Source organism: Sphaerisporangium sp. NPDC051017, from assembly GCF_040683095.1.
Lineage (GTDB): Bacteria > Actinomycetota > Actinomycetes > Streptosporangiales > Streptosporangiaceae > Sphaerisporangium.
Genome location: NZ_JBFBCI010000014.1, coordinates 1 through 15,710, shown reverse-complemented (window position 1 = coordinate 15,710; position 15,710 = coordinate 1). Strand labels below are relative to the sequence as shown.

The following is a 15,710-nucleotide window of genomic DNA, read 5'->3' as shown; positions in this document are numbered from 1 at the left end:
GATCCCTGCCTCGACGGGAAGCTTCGCGTACGCTCCCGCCGAGCGGGATCCGGGGGAACCCGTCCCGGGGGACCCGTAAGACCTCCCCGGTAAGGACACGCGTTACCTCCCGCGGGAGGGCGCGCCCGCGTCCCGCGGGGAACCGGTCAGGCCAGGCGTGCCGGGAAGCCGCCCGTGGCGATCGGGCCCCAGCTCACCGGGGTCACGCGCAGCAGCGACTTACCCTGGCGCTCCATGGCCGCGCGGTACTCGTCCCAGTCCGGGTGCTCGTCCGCGATCACCCGGTAGTACTCCACCAGCGGCTCCAGCGCCTCCGGCATGTCCAGGACCTCGCAGGTGCCGTCGATCTGCACCCAGGCCCCGCCGAAGTCATCTGAGAGGATCACCACGCTGACGTTCGGGTCGCGGCGCGCGTTCACGGCCTTGGCGCGCTCAGGATAGGTGGACACCACGACGCGGCCCTCGCCGTCCACCCCGCAGGTGACCGGCGACGCCTGCACGCCGCCGTCCCGCCGACGCGTGATCAGGATCGCCTGGTGACGGTCGCGCGCGAAGTCGAGAAGCTGCTCACGGCCGACCACGTCCGTGGTCGCGATCTTCGGACTCATGCCCTCACTGTACGACGTCCCCGCACACCGCCCCGCGTGCCCGCCACCTCGCGCAGGCAGGTGACCGGCCGAAGACCGGTGCGGCCTAAAGCGTGCTGCATTCATCGCGCTGACAGCCGCGTCCGAACCCCAGCCGGCGCTTCTCGGAGTTCTTTGGATCGAGCCGCTTGACCATGCCGTTGGGGCATGGAACAGACTACCGGCGTGAGCTTTGCTGATGAAAATCGCCTGAACCGCGGCCCGCGTGGGCCCCTCTCAACGCCGCGTGCGCGGCCATCTCCGACCCCTGGTCCCACGTGATCGACCTGATCAGCTGGGAGGGCACGTCCTTGACCGTGTCGATCAACGCGCCGCACACCATGTCGGACGTTCGCCCGAACAGAAGCGGGACAATCAGAGCGAAATGGCTCCTGCGCTTAACCAAGGCGCTCGCCGTGCCTGCCCCGTTCTCACCAATGGCGAGGTCTCCCTCCCAATGGCCGGGAATCTGCCGATCTGCCACCTCGGCAGGCCGGTCGTCGATGGAGCACATCCCGACAATCCGGGCTCCCGGTGATCTCTTACGGCCGCGGGGCTTTCGCTGTTCACGACCCGACCGCAAGTCGACGCCGAGCCGTCCCTGCTCCCCCTTGGGCAAGGCGTACATCCAGGTGTAAATCGCCTCGTGCGACACCGTGTCCACCGCCTCTTCGCAGGCCCGCTCGTGCTTGAGACGCCCGGCGATCTGATCGAGGGACCATTATTCGCCAGATTCAAGGCGAAGCACCGCGAAATCTCCTCCCGGTCGGCCATCGTCAGCGAGCGACGCTGCTTCCCCACGGACCACTCCCTCACGGATCTGTCCGTCGAGACCGCCAAGGTCAAAGCCCAACGAGGCAGGACGCCTACTCCTCCAGGTAAGTCCCTGACCCGCCGAACTTCCGAAAGGTCCGATTGCCTTCACCGCTTGGGATCGAACTCCGCGGTCTCGATCAACTATGGCGACGTGCAGGACAACGTGGACGGAGCCCCCTCGTGAATCTCCTCACGGCGACCGTGGCGCGCACCAAGCCGCGGTTCCTCACGAGCTTCGTCGACGCCCGGGGTCAGGTTCTCGCCATCCTCTCGGCGGCCTCGACCATTGCGATCCTTCCCGTCGTGGCGGCGGGCTGGATCGCGCAGAAACAACGTGTCCGTGGACTCGCGATGGGAGCGATCAAATGACACAGCAGAACCAGAAGACGAAGACCTCGCCCCTGTCGCAAAGCGCACTGGCGAAGGTCGCGGCGTCACACCCGGAGGTGGAGCTGCCCGGATACGATCGCGCCTCGGTCCGCGCCGGGATCGTCCACTTCGGTGTCGGAGGCTTCCACCGCGCGCACCAGGCCGTGGTCGTCGACGAGCTGCTCAAGGAAGGCTCGGGTCAGGAATGGGGCATCGTCGGCGTGGGCGTGCTGCCGGGGGACGTCGCCATGCGCGACGCTCTCTCTGCGCAGGACGGCCTGTACACCCTGGTGCGGAAGCACCCCGATGGACGCGTGGACGCCCGCGTGATCGGCAGCATCATCGACTACCTGTTCGCGCCGGACGACCCGGAAAGGGTGATCGAGCTTCTCGCGGATCCGGGGGTCCGCATCGTCTCGCTCACCATCACGGAGGGTGGGTACAGCTTCGACCAGGTCACCGGCGCGTTCGACTCGTCGACGCCCGCCATCCAGGCCGACCTTGCGCCGGGCGCGGTCCCGCAGACGGTCTTCGGGCTGGTGCTCGAAGCGCTCGCGCGTCGTCGCGAGCGCGGCATCGCGCCCTTCACGATCATGTCCTGCGACAACATCCAGGGGAACGGGGACAAGGCCCGGACCGTGTTCTCGGCCTTCGCGTCGCTCCGCGATCCCGAGATCGGACGCTGGGTGATCGACCAGGTCGCCTTCCCCAACTCCATGGTCGACCGCATCACGCCTGTCACCACCGACGAGGACCGCCGGCTCGTGGAGCACGAGTTCGGTATCACCGATCGGTGGCCGGTCGTCGCCGAGCCCTTCTTCCAGTGGGTGCTCGAAGATCGCTTCCCCGGGGGGCGTCCGCCGTACGACACGGCCGGCGTGCAACTGGTCGAGGACGTCGAACCCTATGAGCTGATGAAGCTCCGGCTGCTCAACGCGAGCCATCAGGGCATGGCGTACTTCGGGTACCTCAGCGGTCATCGGTACGCGCACGAGGCGACGGCGGACCCCGCGATCGGGTCCTTCCTCCGCGACTATATGGACCAGGAGGCGACACCGACGCTGCGTCCTGTCCCCGGCGTCGACCTCGACGCCTACAAGACGACCCTCATCGAGCGCTTCGCCAATCCCGCGATCCGGGACACACTGGCCCGGTTGTGCGCCGAATCCAGCGACCGCATCCCGAAGTGGCTGCTCCCCGTGATCAGGGAGCAGCTGCGCGCAGGCGGCGATATTCGTCGCTCCGCGGCGATCGTCGCCAGCTGGGCCCGGTACGCCGAGGGGGTGGACGAGCAAGGCGAGCCCATCTACGTGGTTGATCGCGATGCGGACGAACTGGTCCGCATCGCGCGCACACAGCGCGAGAACCCGATCGCCTTCATCGCGAACAGGAAGTACTTCGGCGATCTCGCCGAGGATGATCGCTTCCGCGAGGTCTATCTCGAGGCCCTGGAATCGCTCATCGAACGAGGTGCGGCGGCGACCGTCCGTGCGCTCGTGGAAGACGGGTCCCGAGGCGAGAACGCGCGTATCGGCGACTGAGCGGCGACCCGCCGGATCCGACGACCCCACGGACCCGACAGGCCCGTGCGGTACTGCGAATAGCACCGCAGCTTTTAGCAAGCCCTAAGAGAAGTATGCAGGTAAAACGTCACTGACACCTTGTGTGTCGGTAAGCGGCTAGTTGTTTCAACTATCAGTTGACCCAGGAAGGTAAATCATGGAACTGAAAGAAGGGCGTATTCCTGCGGAGGCGGGAAGAGCGTTTGCAAAGAGCAAGGTCCTCTCCGTGAAAAATCCTGCGTTCATGCTGGTCATCGCATTGGCTCTCTGCCTTGTCGGCGGGGTGGGAGCAAGCTTGATCAAGACGGTGGGGAATTCTGTCACTATAAAGCAAATAAGCTGGGAAACGCCGTCGGGCCATCTATTGGCCGGTCAACTTTTCATCCCCAAAAATGCGACGGCCGACACTCCCGCGCCCGCAGTCGTGGCAGCTCATGGCGGGAGCCTCAACAGCGAATATCCGGATCAGTACTATATTGAGTTGTCTCGCAGAGGGTATGTGGTCTATTCCATCGACATGTACGGTCATGGACATTCAGACGCCGCGGAACCTCAATACATGTACAACGGCCTTTACGAGGGTGTTCAATATCTGGCCACGTTGCCTTACGTGAATCAATCCGGTATCGGCATCACCGGAAACTCAAATGGTGCGTTTGCCGTAGACATGGCAGTGATGCTGGACAGTGCGGCGGAGAAACATCTGATCGCTTCCGCATTGTATGTGGTCAATGATCCTACAATGGTCAAAGGCCAGGCGTTCGGTGCATTTCTTCAAGAATCGAACAAGGACTATCTCAATGTGTTCGGCAGCCGGGATGTCGGGCTCATCACGGCACAGTACGACGTCACGTTCAACCGCGTTGTGCGTGAGGACGGCACAGTCAGTGCTCCCCGCGATTATCTACACCAGAAGGTTGTCCAGTCTTTCTTGAACTTCGGCAAGGACCCCAGTGGGCTTGAAGAGCGGGACAGCCATACTATTTACAAGGAAAATATCGATGGCAGAGAGGCCATCAGAGTCCTCTACGATGAGCCGATAATCCATCCTTGGAGTCTTATGGATTCAGGCGTGGCAAGCGATAGCCTTGAGTTCTTCGACACATCCTTGCCGGCCCCCGAACCCATCGCCTATGACAATCAGATCTGGCAGTGGAAAACGGTCTTCAGCGTTATCGGTATTATTGGCCTGTTCATGTTCTTGGTAAGCTTCGTTCTCGTCATGCTGAGAACCAAAGCCTTTAGGGTATTGAAGGCGAAGGAGCCGGTACAGATCAGAGAGGTTGACCTCGGGGGAAAGATCTGGTTGTGGACAGGGATGTCTGTAGCTGCGCTGTTCGGCGGGATCTCCTTTGTGATCGTCTACTGGGTATCCGCCATTCACAAGCCGAGCTTCTTCGCTCAGGGGGCATCGTTCTCCATGGGCGCATGGGCGCTGGTCTGTGCTCTTTTTATGCTCTTCATCTTGTTCGTGAACTATCGCACATACGCCAAGAAAAAGGGTCTTGACCTGCGGGAACAGGGCATTATTCTAGCGAAGGGTACGGTTTGGAAGACCGTATTGCTTGGCGTGCTGGCGACTGCGTCCACATACGCCATCGTTTTTCTCGTTGACTATTTCTTTAGAACCGACTTCCACTTCTGGACGGTTCTAGGGTTTAACACCTTCCAGGCCGACAAGATTCTTGAATCCCTAAAATACCTCCCCTTCTTGTTGGTCTTCTATATTATCCTTTCCGTTGCCACCAATGTCTTCAATTACATTCGCATTGACAAGAGGGAATGGGTCAACCTCCTGATAAACGTAGTTTTCAATACCCTCGGTGCACTTTTGCTCGTTGCCTTTGTGTATATCTTCTTTGTTGCCACCGGGAATACGCCTCTGGACGAAATGGGCTTTGCCGTCTTTACTCCAGTCAACGCGGCAATCATTGTGATTGCCATTGTTCCCATTGCAACGATCATCACCCGGCTGGTCTATAAGGCAACCCGCAACCCGTATCTCCCGGCTATCGCGGTGTCCATCATCGTGACCGTCATGACATGCACCAGAGCCGTGACCATGTTGTGAATGGGCTCCGCGCAGTTGTCGGTGTAGTTGGGGTGCGCGGCGTTCGCCGGGTAGGGGTCACGCCCAAGTGACGGCCCTGCCGGTCGCCTTCGGCGCGATCGGGCTGTCGCTGTGGGTCGGCCTCATCGGGTCCGGCTCGATGCCGCTGGTCAAGGCGCTCCTCCCCACCGGTGCGACGACGCAGCTGAGCATCAACGCCTGGAACGGCGGTGTGCCGCTCGGCGGGAACCCCTCGTTTGTGCTTCCCACGCTCGGCTGGATCCTCGTGGCACTGATCATGGTAAGCCTGACCTTCACTGGGAACCCCGCCGATGAGCGAAGGACACGATGCGGCGCCAACGTGGGGTCCCCGCCTCGCTGGGCTTCCCCCGGGGCGTGGACACCCGGTTTCATGCGGCCGGTTCGGTCACCCTGTCAATCGTCACCCGGGAGTGGACGAGGACGAAATCGGCGCCGCCGAGGGTGACCTTGTCACCGAAGTTGGTGATCGACACGGCGGCGTTCTGGCGGGTGAAGGCGGTCGTGAGGCAGGGCAGGTAGACCTCGCAGTTGGTCCGGTCCGCCGATGCCGGCGGCCGCGGAGATCCCCAGATCCCGAGGGCGGCGGCGGTGTCGCGGCCGTCGCGGATCTGGAAGCCGCCGTCCAGGCGGGTTGTTTAACGCTACAATTGATCGCTCATGATCAACCTCACAAGTTAACCCTGTCAAGAGGTGAGCTCCACGGCGGTGGCGCATAACTCCTGGGTAACGCTGCCAAGCTCGCTCTTGACGGGCCAGCACATCTCCAGGTTTCTTGTTTTAGCGCTAAAACAGCGTGTAGGGATCAAGGAGATCACCATGCGGAACCCCCCAGCGTCCAGGCGACTGTTGGCCGCCGGCGTCGTGGCCGTGGGCCTGGCGGCGGCGGGCTGCGGCAGCCCCTCTGCCCCGGCCGCCGACGGCGCCCCCACCCCCACCCCCGTGCAGGATCGCGGCCCGATCACCCTGGCGTCCTCCAAGGACACCACCGGCACCGTACAGGCGCAGCTGGACCGCTGGAACACCGACCACCCGGCGGAGAAGGTCACGCTCGTCGAGCTGCCCGAGAGCGCCGACCAGCAGCGCCAGCTGTTCATCCAGAACGCCCAGACCAAGTCCGACGCCTACACCGTCCTCAACATGGATGTGGTGTGGACGGCGGAGTTCGCCGCCAACCGGTGGATCGACGAACTGCCCGCCGACAAGGTCCCGACCGGGAAGATGATCCCCGCGGTCGTCGAGACGGCCACGTACTTCAACAAGCTCTACGCCGTCCCCTACAACACCAACGGCGGCCTGCTGTTCTACCGCAAGGATCTCCTGGACGCCGCGCACGTCCAGCCGCCGACCACCTGGGCGGAGATGAAGGACGCCTGCGCCAAGATCAAGGCGCTGCCCCAGGGCAAGGACCTGTCGTGCTACGCGGGCCAGTTCGACAAGTACGAGGGCCTGACCGTCAACTTCGCCGAGGCCGTGGACTCGGCCGGAGGCTCCATCGTCGACGCCGAAGGCAAGCCGACGGTCGACACCGACGAGGCCCGGAAGGGGCTGGCGTTCCTGGCCGACTCCTTCAAGGACGGCACGATCGCCAAGTCCGCCATCTCCTTCAAGGAGGAGGAGGGCCGCCGCGATTTCCAGGCCGGCAAGCTGATCTTCCACCGGCAGTGGCCGTATCAGTGGGAGCTGGCCAACAAGAGCGACGGCTCCAGCAAGGTGGCGGGCAAGTTCGGCGTCGCGCCACTGCCCGGCCTCACCGGTCCCGGCAAGTCGAGCCTGGGCGGGCTGAACCTGGCCGTCAGCGCGTTCGCCAAGCACAAGGCGACCGCGCTGGACTTCATCAGCTTCTTCGCCAGTGAGGACAACGCCCGCAAGAACCTGGAGGCCTCCTCGGCCGCCCCGCCCTACGCCGACCTCTACACCGACTCCGAACTGGTGAAGAAGTACCCCTACCTGCCGGTGCTACGCGACTCCATCAACACTGCCGCGCCCCGGCCGCGGGTCGTCGCCTACGGCGACTTCACCGCGGTCATCCAGGAGAACGCCTACGCGGCGATCAGCGGCACCAAGCCGGTGGACCAGGCGCTGACCGACATGCAGGCCGGTCTGCTCAAGGTGGTCTCGAAGTAGTGACGCACACCCTGCCGCGTCCTGTGCCCGGTCTGTCCCGGAACAAGCGCAGGGCGCGGGAGGGACGACTGGCCCTGCTGTTCGTCTCTCCCTCGCTGATCGCGCTGCTCCTGGTCGTCGGCTATCCCATCCTGGCCGCACTGCGCATGTCGTTCGAGGTGTCCAGCACCCGCATCGACCCGGCCACCGGATTCAAGGTCACCAGCACCCGGTTCGGCCTGGCCAACTACGCGGTCGTCGACGGCCGCTTCCTGAACGCCCTGTGGAACACCACCACCTTCACCGTCGTGTCGGTCGCGATCGAGGTCGTCATCGGCGTCGCGATGGCACTGATCATGAGCCAGGAGCTGCGCGGACGGGGTCTGATCCGCGCCTCCATCCTGGTGCCCTGGGCCATCCCCACCGCGGTGTCGGCGCTGCTGTGGCGGTGGATCTTCGCGCCGGACGGCGTCGCGAACGCGGTGCTGTCCGCCGACGTGGTGTGGACCGGTAACGCGTTCTCCTCCTGGGTCGCGGTGGTGGTGGCCGACACCTGGAAGACGGCCCCGTTCATCGGCCTGCTCGTCCTGGCCGGCCTCCAGGCGATTCCACGGGAGGTCTACGAGGCCGCCCGGGTCGACGGATCCAAGCCGTTCACCACGTTCTGGCGGATCACCGTGCCGATGGTGCGGCCGGTACTCGCCGTCGCGGTGCTGTTCCGGATCCTGGACGTCCTGAGAATGTTCGACCTGCCGTATGTGCTGGTCGGTCCGCGCAAGGATTCGGTGGAGACGCTGTCGATGCTCGCCTACGACGAGATGAGCAACCTGCGCTTCGGTCCCGCCTCGGCCTACGCCGCCATCTTGTTCGTTTACGTCGTTGCCGTCGCCTTCGCGTTCGTCCGGTTGTTCGGCGCGGACGTGACCCGCCGGGGGGCCTCATGAACCGTCAGCGTCTCTTGCGGCCCACGGGCGCCGTCGCGCTCGTGGCCTACTGCCTGGCGCCCTTCGCCTGGATGGTGATCTCCAGCCTGCGCCGGCCGGCCGACCAGTTCTCCAACAGCCCGATCCCCTCCCCGGCCTCGCTGGAGAACTACCGGGCGGCCTTCGACCCCTCCAACGGATTCGCAAAGGCTCTGCTCAACAGCGTCGTCGTCGCGGGCATCACCACGATCGCGGTCCTCGTCATGGCCGTGCTGACCTCTTATGCGATCGCCCGCCTGGAGTTCCGGTTCAAAGGACTGATCCTGGCGACGATCATCGGCACCGCCATGTTCCCCGGCATCACCATCCTGGTCCCGATGCTCGAGGCGTTCATCTCGGTGGGCTGGATCAACACCTACCAGGCGATGATCCTGCCCACGATCAGCTTCACGCTGCCGCTGGCGATCTGGACCCTCACCGCCTTCTTCCGTCAGATGCCCATGGAGCTGGAGAAGGCCGCCCAAGTGGACGGATGCGGCCCGTTCCAGGCGTTCTACCGGATCATCCTGCCGCTGGCGGCGCCCGGTGTGTTCACCACGGCGATCTTGACGTTCATCGCCGCGTGGAACGAATTCATGATCGCCGCCAGCGTCGTCAACCGCAAGGACAACATGACCGCCAACGTCATCCTCTCCCTTTTCACCGGCCAGTACGGATTCGACCAGCCGTTCGGCACCCAGATGGCCGCCGGGACGGTGCTGACCCTTCCCCTGGTCGTCCTCGTCTTGATCTGCCAGCGGCGCATCGTGGACGGCCTGACCGCAGGAGGAGTCAAGTGAGCCCCTGGTGGACCAACGCCGTCATCTACCAGGTCTACCTGCGCAGCTTCGCCGACTCCGACGGCGACGGCATCGGCGACCTGGACGGCGTCCGCAGCAGACTGCCCTACCTGCACGACCTGGGCGTCGATGGCATCTGGCTGACCCCCTTCTACACCTCGCCCATGAACGACGGCGGCTACGACATCACCGACCACCGCGACGTCGACCCCGTCTTCGGAACGCTGGCCGACTTCGACGCCCTGCTGGCCGACGCCCACGCCCTGAACCTGCGCATCATCATCGACCTGGTTCCCAACCACACCTCCGACACCCATCCCTGGTTCCACTCCCACGACCGGCGCAAGCGCTACATCTTCCGGCCCGGCCGCGATGGCGGCCCGCCCAACGACTGGGAGTCGGTGTTCGGCGGCCCCGCATGGAGCCCGGCCCCCGACGGCGATGACTGGTACCTGCACCTGTTCGACGCCACGCAGCCCGACCTCGACTGGCATAACCCCGAGGTCGCGGACGAGTACGCCGACATCCTGCGATACTGGCTCGATCGCGGCGTCGACGGGGTCCGCATCGACGTCGCTCACGGCCTCTTCAAGGCCGACGGCCTGCCCGATGTCGGATACGCCGGCCAGGACCATCGCCTGGACGTCCTGCCGTTTTTCGACCAGGACGGCGTCCATGACGTCTACCGTCGCTGGCGCAAGATCCTCGACTCCTATCCCGGGGACCGGATCGGCGTCGCCGAGGCCTGGGCGCCCACCGCCGATCGGCTGGCGCTCTACACCCGGCCCGACGAACTCCACCAGGCCTTCAACTTCCCGTTCCTGCTCGCCCCCTGGCAGGCCCCCGCTGTGCGCGCGGTCGTCGACCGGTCGCTCGCCGCCGGCTCCTCGCCCACCTGGGTGCTGTCCAACCACGATGTGCAGCGGCACCGCACTCGCCTGGGATCAGCGGCCCGCGCCCAGGCCGCCACCTTGTTCATGCTCGCCCTGCCCGGTTCGGCCTACCTCTATCAAGGCGAGGAACTGGGCCTGCCCGAAGTCCTCGACCTGCCCGACGAGGCTCTCCAGGACCCGACCTTCAGTCGCAGCGACGGAGCCGACCGAGGCCGCGACGGGTGCCGCATCCCGCTCCCATGGACCGCGCAGGCACCGGCGTTCGGATTCAGCCAGACCGGGAGGCCATGGCTGCCGATGCCCGCGGACTGGGCCGAGCTTTCCGTGCAGGCCCAGCAGCGCCGCACCGACTCGACCCTCGCCCTGTATCGCCATGCCCTGCGGCTCAGACGTTCCTTCGCCGGAGAGCTGGCTTGGCATGACGCGCCGGAAGGAGTGCTCGTTTTCTCCCGGTCCTCGCTGACGTGCACGACCAATTTCAGCGACCGTGACATTGCGATCACCGCGCCGGGCAGTCCGGTCCTGTCCAGCGCTCCACTGCCGCCGATCCGTGATGACGGGGCCGTGCTCATTCCTAAGGAGACCTGCGTGTGGTGGCAATAGGATGCTTGTCCGCGCTTGGTTCTCCATCATCGGCAGCGTGAGTTCGCGCTCAGTTCTCCGTCGGGAAAGGAAGACCGTTGGTGTCAGGCCGTAATCAGCCGGTTACACTCGCTGATGTCGCGGCCCGTGCTGAGGTGTCGGCGCAGACCGTCTCCAACGTGCTGCACAGGCCCGACCGGGTCCTGCCGAAGACCCGTAAGAAGGTCGAGGCGGCGATCAAGGAACTGGGTTACCAGCCCAACCGCGCCGCCCGGGCCCTGCGGGCCAACACCTCGCACATCATCGGGTTCCGGATCGAGCCCACCTCCACCGGGGCGGTCGGCTCGATCCACGACCGCTTCCTCCATGCTCTCGCCGAGGCCGCCCGCCCTTCCGGCCATCACATCCAGCTGTTCACCGCCGACGACGCCGCCGCCGAGGCGGCGTCCGCGTCGCAACTGTGGCGAGCCGGAGCGGTCGACGCGGTGGTGCTCTACGACATCGTCGCCGACGACCCCCGGCCCGGACTCCTGCTGGACAAGGATGTCCCCTTCGTCTCCTTCGGCCGGACCCTCCTCCGTCCCACCACCTACTCCTGGGTCGACGTCGACGACGAGAACGGCATCCACCAGGCGGTCGACCACCTCGTCTCCCAGGGGCACCGCAGAATCGGCTACATCGGCTGGCCCGAGCACCTGGCCGTCGGCGTGCGCCGTGCCCGCGGCTGGCACGACGCCATGCGCCTGAACGCACTGCCGACCGACCTCGACGCCCGCGCCGACGACACCATCGCCGCAGGCAGGCAGGCCGCCGCCAGCCTCCTCAGCACCCCCGAACCCCCCACCGCGATCATCGCCGCCACCGACACCATCGCCGTCGGCATCCACCACGAGGCCCTGCACCGAGACCTGCGTCCCGGAAAGGACCTGGCCATCATCGGATTCGACGACACACCCACGGCCTACGCCATGGCCATCTCCAGCATCGGCCAGCCCGTCGCAGACGTCGCCCGCGCCATCATGAACCTGCTCCTCGAACTCCTCAACGCACCCCAGGCCCCGCCCACTCAGGGCAGGCTCCTCGCCCCCCGCCTCATCATCCGCGACTCCAGCAGCCGACCATGCCGGCTCTGAGACCACCCATGCGCGCCCCGGGAGCAGCAGACACCTGCCGGGTGGTGCCGAAGCGTGCTTTGCATGCTCCGGCACCACCCGACGGCAACCAGCCGGAGGGCAGGGCGACATCAGATTGAGCAGACAAAGCGATGTCCTTATCATCCTCATTGTCCGACTTTGAATGGCGTGTTAAAATCAATTCTTCGCAATAGCAGCTCACTAAAAGGGGTGTTATGTCGGCGAGGTGGGAAGCAGACGCTTCCGCGTCATTCAAGCGACGACTGGGAAAATCAGCCGCCGAGTTGGGTATGACCGACAATAATCCGTCATGTCCAGACCTGTGGGAGCTCGACAATGGCGACATCGCGGCCATAGGAAGAGACCTGACGGCAGAGTACGCCCACCGTCTCCCCCCAGACGTGAGCATCGGACAGGATGAGGCACTGGTCGTCCTCCCCCGCAAGATGTTGATCGCCGCAAAGGAGGACATCCCCAATGCGTGACCTGCCGCGCTGGTCGACAACCTGTACGTAAAGGCGGCGCCGGCGATCGACCCGCCGTCCACGCCGCATTACGTCGCGGTCCGTCCGTCGCGCGGCGCCGAAAATGTCGGTGCGGACCGCGAGACTTCTCCGCATGGACATCGACGGGTACTGGGCCCTGCTCGAAGGCGCCCGTGCGCATACAGAGGATCTCGACGAGCGTGCCGAGTGGCTGGTCGAGCAACTCGCCCGGCGCACCCCAGCGGAGATCATTGAGTTCGAACTGCGCCACGCGGAGGTGAGGAAGGCCGCCGACACCTGGCCGATGTGGGGCGCCGCCATGCTCCTCAACGATGGCTGGTGCTCCGACGACGTCTTCTGGTACTTCCAGGCGTGGGTGATCGGCCTCGGTCGGCAGGTGTACGAGCGAGCCACCGCCGACCCCGAAACCCTCCTCGACGCGCCCGAGGTCCGGCGCCTGGCGTCCGGCGGCGACGATGCCGAGCCGCCCGAATGGGAGATTCTCGACTACACGGCCAACTACGCGTACGAGCGGGTGACAGGTGAGGAGCATGGCCTCTGGCGTGCTCTGGACGAGCACGGCATCAACCTTCCGACCAGCCCCGCACCTGCCGACGACGGCATCGAGGGAGGCCAGGCCGAGCACGCACGCCACCTTCCCCGGCTCTGCGCGGCCTTCCCCTTAGCCGCCCCCGCGTGAAGCGTCCGGCCCGCGGACCCGCTCAACAGGCCCGCATGCTCGGCTCCCTCAGTGGAGGAACGACTCCACGGCGTCGGCCGCGCGGCCGACGCCGCCGTGTGCCCGTACCGTCGCGCGGATCTCGGCCAGCCTGGTGGCGACCTCGGCCGACTCCGTGACCGCTTCGACCGCCGCGCGCAGCGTCGCCGCGGTGACCTCGCCGGCGGGCAGGTACCTGCCGACGCCGAGTTCCTCCAGGATCGCGGCGTTGCCGAACTGGTCCACGGCCTGGGGGATCGCCACCGTCGGCACCCCGAACCACAGCGCCTCCGTGCAGCCGCCCATCCCCGCGTGGGTGACGAACGCCGAGGAGGCGGCGAGCACGGCGAGCTGCGGTACGGTGCGGTGCACCTCGAACCCGGCCGGGATCGCCCCGAGTGCCGCCAGGTCGGTGTGCGCGCCCACGGCCATCACCACGTGCCAGTCCGAACCCGTGAAGGCGTCGAGACAGGCCCGATAGATGGCGGGCTGGTCGGTATAGGCGGTGCCGAACGACACGAGCAGCACCCGCCGGCCGTTCTCCGGCGGCGTCCAGCTCGTGTCCGCCAGGCGCGCGGGGTCGAGGCACGGCCCCACGAACCGCACGTTCGGCGACACCCGCCCGGCGTTGGGCTGCATCGCCCGCGGGATGAGGGACAGGACGTGCTCGGGGCGCGCCAGCCAGTCCCAGGCGTCCCGCTCGATGCCGTTCTCGCGCAGCCACGCCGTGTACGCCGCATGGTAGCTCCTGCCCGGCTCGGACGTCCGGATCGCGTGCAGAGTCTCGGCCATGTCCTCCTCGTAGCCGTCCCAGGCCACGAGCGTCGGCGAGAGCTGCACGGCCGGGATGCCGTACCGCACGCCCAGCACGGGCGCGGGCAGCCCGCCGATGTCGTACAGCAGCAGGCCGGGCCGGTCGCCGTCGTAGCGGTCGATGAGGCGCGGCAGCACCGCGATGGCCTCGTCGAGGAAGACCCGCATGGCCGTGGCGGGGTCGTCCGGCCAGCTCCGGTCGCCGAGCGGCAGCAGCGACGGGTGGGAGACGATCTCGGCGCCGGTGGGCTCGACCAGCCCGGCCAAGGGCTCCCCGACCGCGTAGCTCACGCGGTGGCCGCGGGCCACGAGTTCCTTGATGAGGGCCAGTGACGGGTAGATGTGACTCGGCGCCGTGCAGCCGATCATGGCGATGTGTTCGCGCGTACGCATGATGTCCTCGTCGGATTCTCGAGATTTCACAAGAAGGTGTTCCGACGGCGCGCAGGAGTTCGCCCCTGCGAGAGGGAATGACTCAGAAGGGGCCGCCCGGCGGCGGGCAGGCCCGGCAGTCGCGCCGCCTCAGGCAGCGCGCATCCGAATCGAGTCGATCACGCCTCGGACACTAGCCCATCTCGCCGGCGGTCCGTGTGGGCCCCGTGCGTGGACAGGGAACGTGGACAATGAACCAGTGCTGAACTACGACCTCGAAGCGCCCACGTACGATCGCACGCGCGGTGGTGACGCCCGGGCGGCGAGCGCCGCCGAGGCCGTGGGGAGCCTGCTGCCTCCCGGCGTCGAGTCGCTGGCCGACCTGGCCTGCGGCACCGGCATCGTGACGGCCCGGTTCCCGGCGCGCCGGGTCGTCGGCGTCGACCTCTCCCCTGGCATGGCCCGCATCGCGTCCGGCCGCCTGCCCGGCCGCGTCACCGTCGCCGACGTCACGCGCGTCCCGCTGGCCGACGCGTCCGTGGACGCCGTGGTGATGATCTGGCTGCTCCACCTGCTGGACGAGACGGCGTCCGCGGCGGCACTCTCGGAGGCGGCCCGCGTCCTGCGCCCCGGCGGAGCCCTGATCACCACGGTGGACAAGGATGCCGCGTACTTCGCCACCCCCTGCGACACCGCCGATCTGATCGTCCCGGTACGCGCCCGCCACCCGGCCCCTCGGTCCGACGCCGCCTCCCGGGTGGCCGGCCTGGTCGCGGCCCTGAACCTGGAACCGGCCGGTGAGACCACATTCCCGGGCAACGGCCAGGGACTCTCCCCCCGGGCCTGGGCGGCCTCCCTACTCGCCCGCCGCCCCGCCTGGACGAAGGCCGCCGACGCCGGCACGCTGACGGAGCTGTGCGACCGCCTCCGGGCCCTGCCCGACCAGGAGACGCCCCGGCCGGACCCGGTGTACCGGCTGGTCAGGTTCACGAAGACGGTGAACCGGACGGTCTGAGATCGGAGACACCCGGTCCGAGGTACGGCCTCGTCTCGGCGTCCCCGGGCACATCGCCGGGCCTTTTCACCGCCTCCAGGTCGCGCGGATGACCGTCGTGTCGGTGAAAATCGCCCCATGACCGCATCGCTCATCGGCGCCATCCGGCTTCCCGACGGCGCCCTGCCCGAGGGCGGGGACGACCCCACCACGGGACGGCTGCTCGCGCCCGCCACCACCGCTCCCCCGGCGGCCGATCCCTACCGGCCGGGCCTCGCCGTCTCGGGGGAGGCGTCCGATCGGTGACGGGCCGCGGGCCGGGGGGGGGGGGGACCGGGGCCCGCGCCCCGGGGCCCCCAACCCCCGGGTGGGGCGGGGGGGGCCCCGGGG

At 66.5% G+C, this 15,710-nt stretch carries 15 protein-coding genes and 1 pseudogene; 12 read left to right on the top strand and 4 right to left on the bottom strand.

Annotated features, from left to right (window positions below; translation table 11 throughout):
- Nucleotides 1-146: 146 nt before the first annotated feature.
- On the bottom strand, nucleotides 147-608 hold the full coding sequence (locus AB0M95_RS14455) for a PPOX class F420-dependent oxidoreductase (RefSeq protein WP_363763702.1): 462 nt from the start codon (nucleotides 606-608) through the stop codon (nucleotides 147-149).
- A 196-nt stretch (nucleotides 609-804) separates the two neighbouring features.
- Nucleotides 805-1,335, bottom strand: a pseudogene (locus AB0M95_RS14450) (IS30 family transposase); the annotation flags it as partial.
- Between the two features lie 287 nt (nucleotides 1,336-1,622).
- Between AB0M95_RS14450 and AB0M95_RS14445 the strand changes: the two are divergent.
- From AB0M95_RS14445 to AB0M95_RS14435, 3 genes are all read left to right on the top strand, one after another.
- Entirely contained in the window at nucleotides 1,623-1,811 is a 189-nt protein-coding gene (locus tag AB0M95_RS14445) for a hypothetical protein (protein WP_363763699.1), read from the top strand.
- Nucleotides 1,808-3,352: a mannitol dehydrogenase family protein gene (locus AB0M95_RS14440; protein ID WP_363763696.1), complete on the top strand. Its 1,545-nt coding sequence runs from the start codon at nucleotides 1,808-1,810 to the stop codon at nucleotides 3,350-3,352. The genes AB0M95_RS14445 and AB0M95_RS14440 overlap by 4 nt, the downstream gene beginning before the upstream one ends.
- 178 nt (nucleotides 3,353-3,530) lie before the next feature.
- The gene (locus AB0M95_RS14435) at nucleotides 3,531-5,444 is read left to right on the top strand and encodes an alpha/beta hydrolase (RefSeq protein ID WP_363763693.1); all 1,914 of its coding nucleotides are present in this window, start codon (nucleotides 3,531-3,533) and stop codon (nucleotides 5,442-5,444) included.
- A 57-nt stretch (nucleotides 5,445-5,501) separates the two neighbouring features.
- Here the strand turns inward: AB0M95_RS14435 and AB0M95_RS14430 are convergent, their stop codons facing one another.
- Nucleotides 5,502-5,693: a hypothetical protein gene (locus AB0M95_RS14430; protein ID WP_363763690.1), complete on the bottom strand. Its 192-nt coding sequence runs from the start codon at nucleotides 5,691-5,693 to the stop codon at nucleotides 5,502-5,504.
- Nucleotides 5,694-6,281: 588 nt separating this feature from the next.
- Between AB0M95_RS14430 and AB0M95_RS14425 the strand changes: the two genes are divergently transcribed.
- The 7 genes from AB0M95_RS14425 (at nucleotide 6,282) to AB0M95_RS14395 (ending at nucleotide 13,123) form a co-directional block, all read left to right on the top strand.
- Complete coding sequence (locus AB0M95_RS14425; RefSeq protein ID WP_363763687.1) at nucleotides 6,282-7,589, top strand: ABC transporter substrate-binding protein; 1,308 nt, start codon at nucleotides 6,282-6,284, stop codon at nucleotides 7,587-7,589.
- A complete protein-coding gene (locus AB0M95_RS14420) occupies nucleotides 7,589-8,512 on the top strand; it encodes a sugar ABC transporter permease (protein WP_363763684.1) in 924 nt (307 codons plus the stop codon). The genes AB0M95_RS14425 and AB0M95_RS14420 overlap by 1 nt, the downstream gene beginning before the upstream one ends.
- Complete coding sequence (locus AB0M95_RS14415) at nucleotides 8,509-9,330, top strand: carbohydrate ABC transporter permease (RefSeq protein WP_358516658.1); 822 nt, start codon at nucleotides 8,509-8,511, stop codon at nucleotides 9,328-9,330. Before AB0M95_RS14420 ends, AB0M95_RS14415 begins: the two co-directional genes overlap by 4 nt.
- Nucleotides 9,327-10,826 (top strand): glycoside hydrolase family 13 protein, encoded by a 1,500-nt coding sequence (locus AB0M95_RS14410; RefSeq protein ID WP_363763681.1) that lies wholly within the window; start codon nucleotides 9,327-9,329, stop codon nucleotides 10,824-10,826. Before AB0M95_RS14415 ends, AB0M95_RS14410 begins: the two co-directional genes overlap by 4 nt.
- An 80-nt stretch (nucleotides 10,827-10,906) precedes the next feature.
- The gene (locus tag AB0M95_RS14405; RefSeq protein WP_363763678.1) at nucleotides 10,907-11,938 is read left to right on the top strand and encodes a LacI family DNA-binding transcriptional regulator; all 1,032 of its coding nucleotides are present in this window, start codon (nucleotides 10,907-10,909) and stop codon (nucleotides 11,936-11,938) included.
- 290 nt (nucleotides 11,939-12,228) lie between these two features.
- On the top strand, nucleotides 12,229-12,423 hold the full coding sequence (locus AB0M95_RS14400) for a hypothetical protein (protein ID WP_363763675.1): 195 nt from the start codon (nucleotides 12,229-12,231) through the stop codon (nucleotides 12,421-12,423).
- 133 nt (nucleotides 12,424-12,556) lie between these two features.
- Complete coding sequence (locus AB0M95_RS14395) at nucleotides 12,557-13,123, top strand: DUF4240 domain-containing protein (RefSeq protein ID WP_363763672.1); 567 nt, start codon at nucleotides 12,557-12,559, stop codon at nucleotides 13,121-13,123.
- A 48-nt stretch (nucleotides 13,124-13,171) separates the two neighbouring features.
- On the opposite strand, the gene AB0M95_RS14390 is transcribed toward AB0M95_RS14395, so the two are convergent.
- Entirely contained in the window at nucleotides 13,172-14,347 is a 1,176-nt protein-coding gene (locus AB0M95_RS14390) for a macrolide family glycosyltransferase (RefSeq protein WP_363763669.1), read from the bottom strand.
- Between the two features lie 223 nt (nucleotides 14,348-14,570).
- Here AB0M95_RS14390 and AB0M95_RS14385 point away from each other — a divergent pair, with 223 nt between their 5' ends.
- A complete protein-coding gene (locus tag AB0M95_RS14385; protein ID WP_363763666.1) occupies nucleotides 14,571-15,341 on the top strand; it encodes a class I SAM-dependent methyltransferase in 771 nt (256 codons plus the stop codon).
- Nucleotides 15,342-15,458: 117 nt separating this feature from the next.
- A complete protein-coding gene (locus tag AB0M95_RS14380) occupies nucleotides 15,459-15,626 on the top strand; it encodes a hypothetical protein (RefSeq protein WP_363763663.1) in 168 nt (55 codons plus the stop codon).
- Nucleotides 15,627-15,710 lie beyond the last annotated feature (84 nt).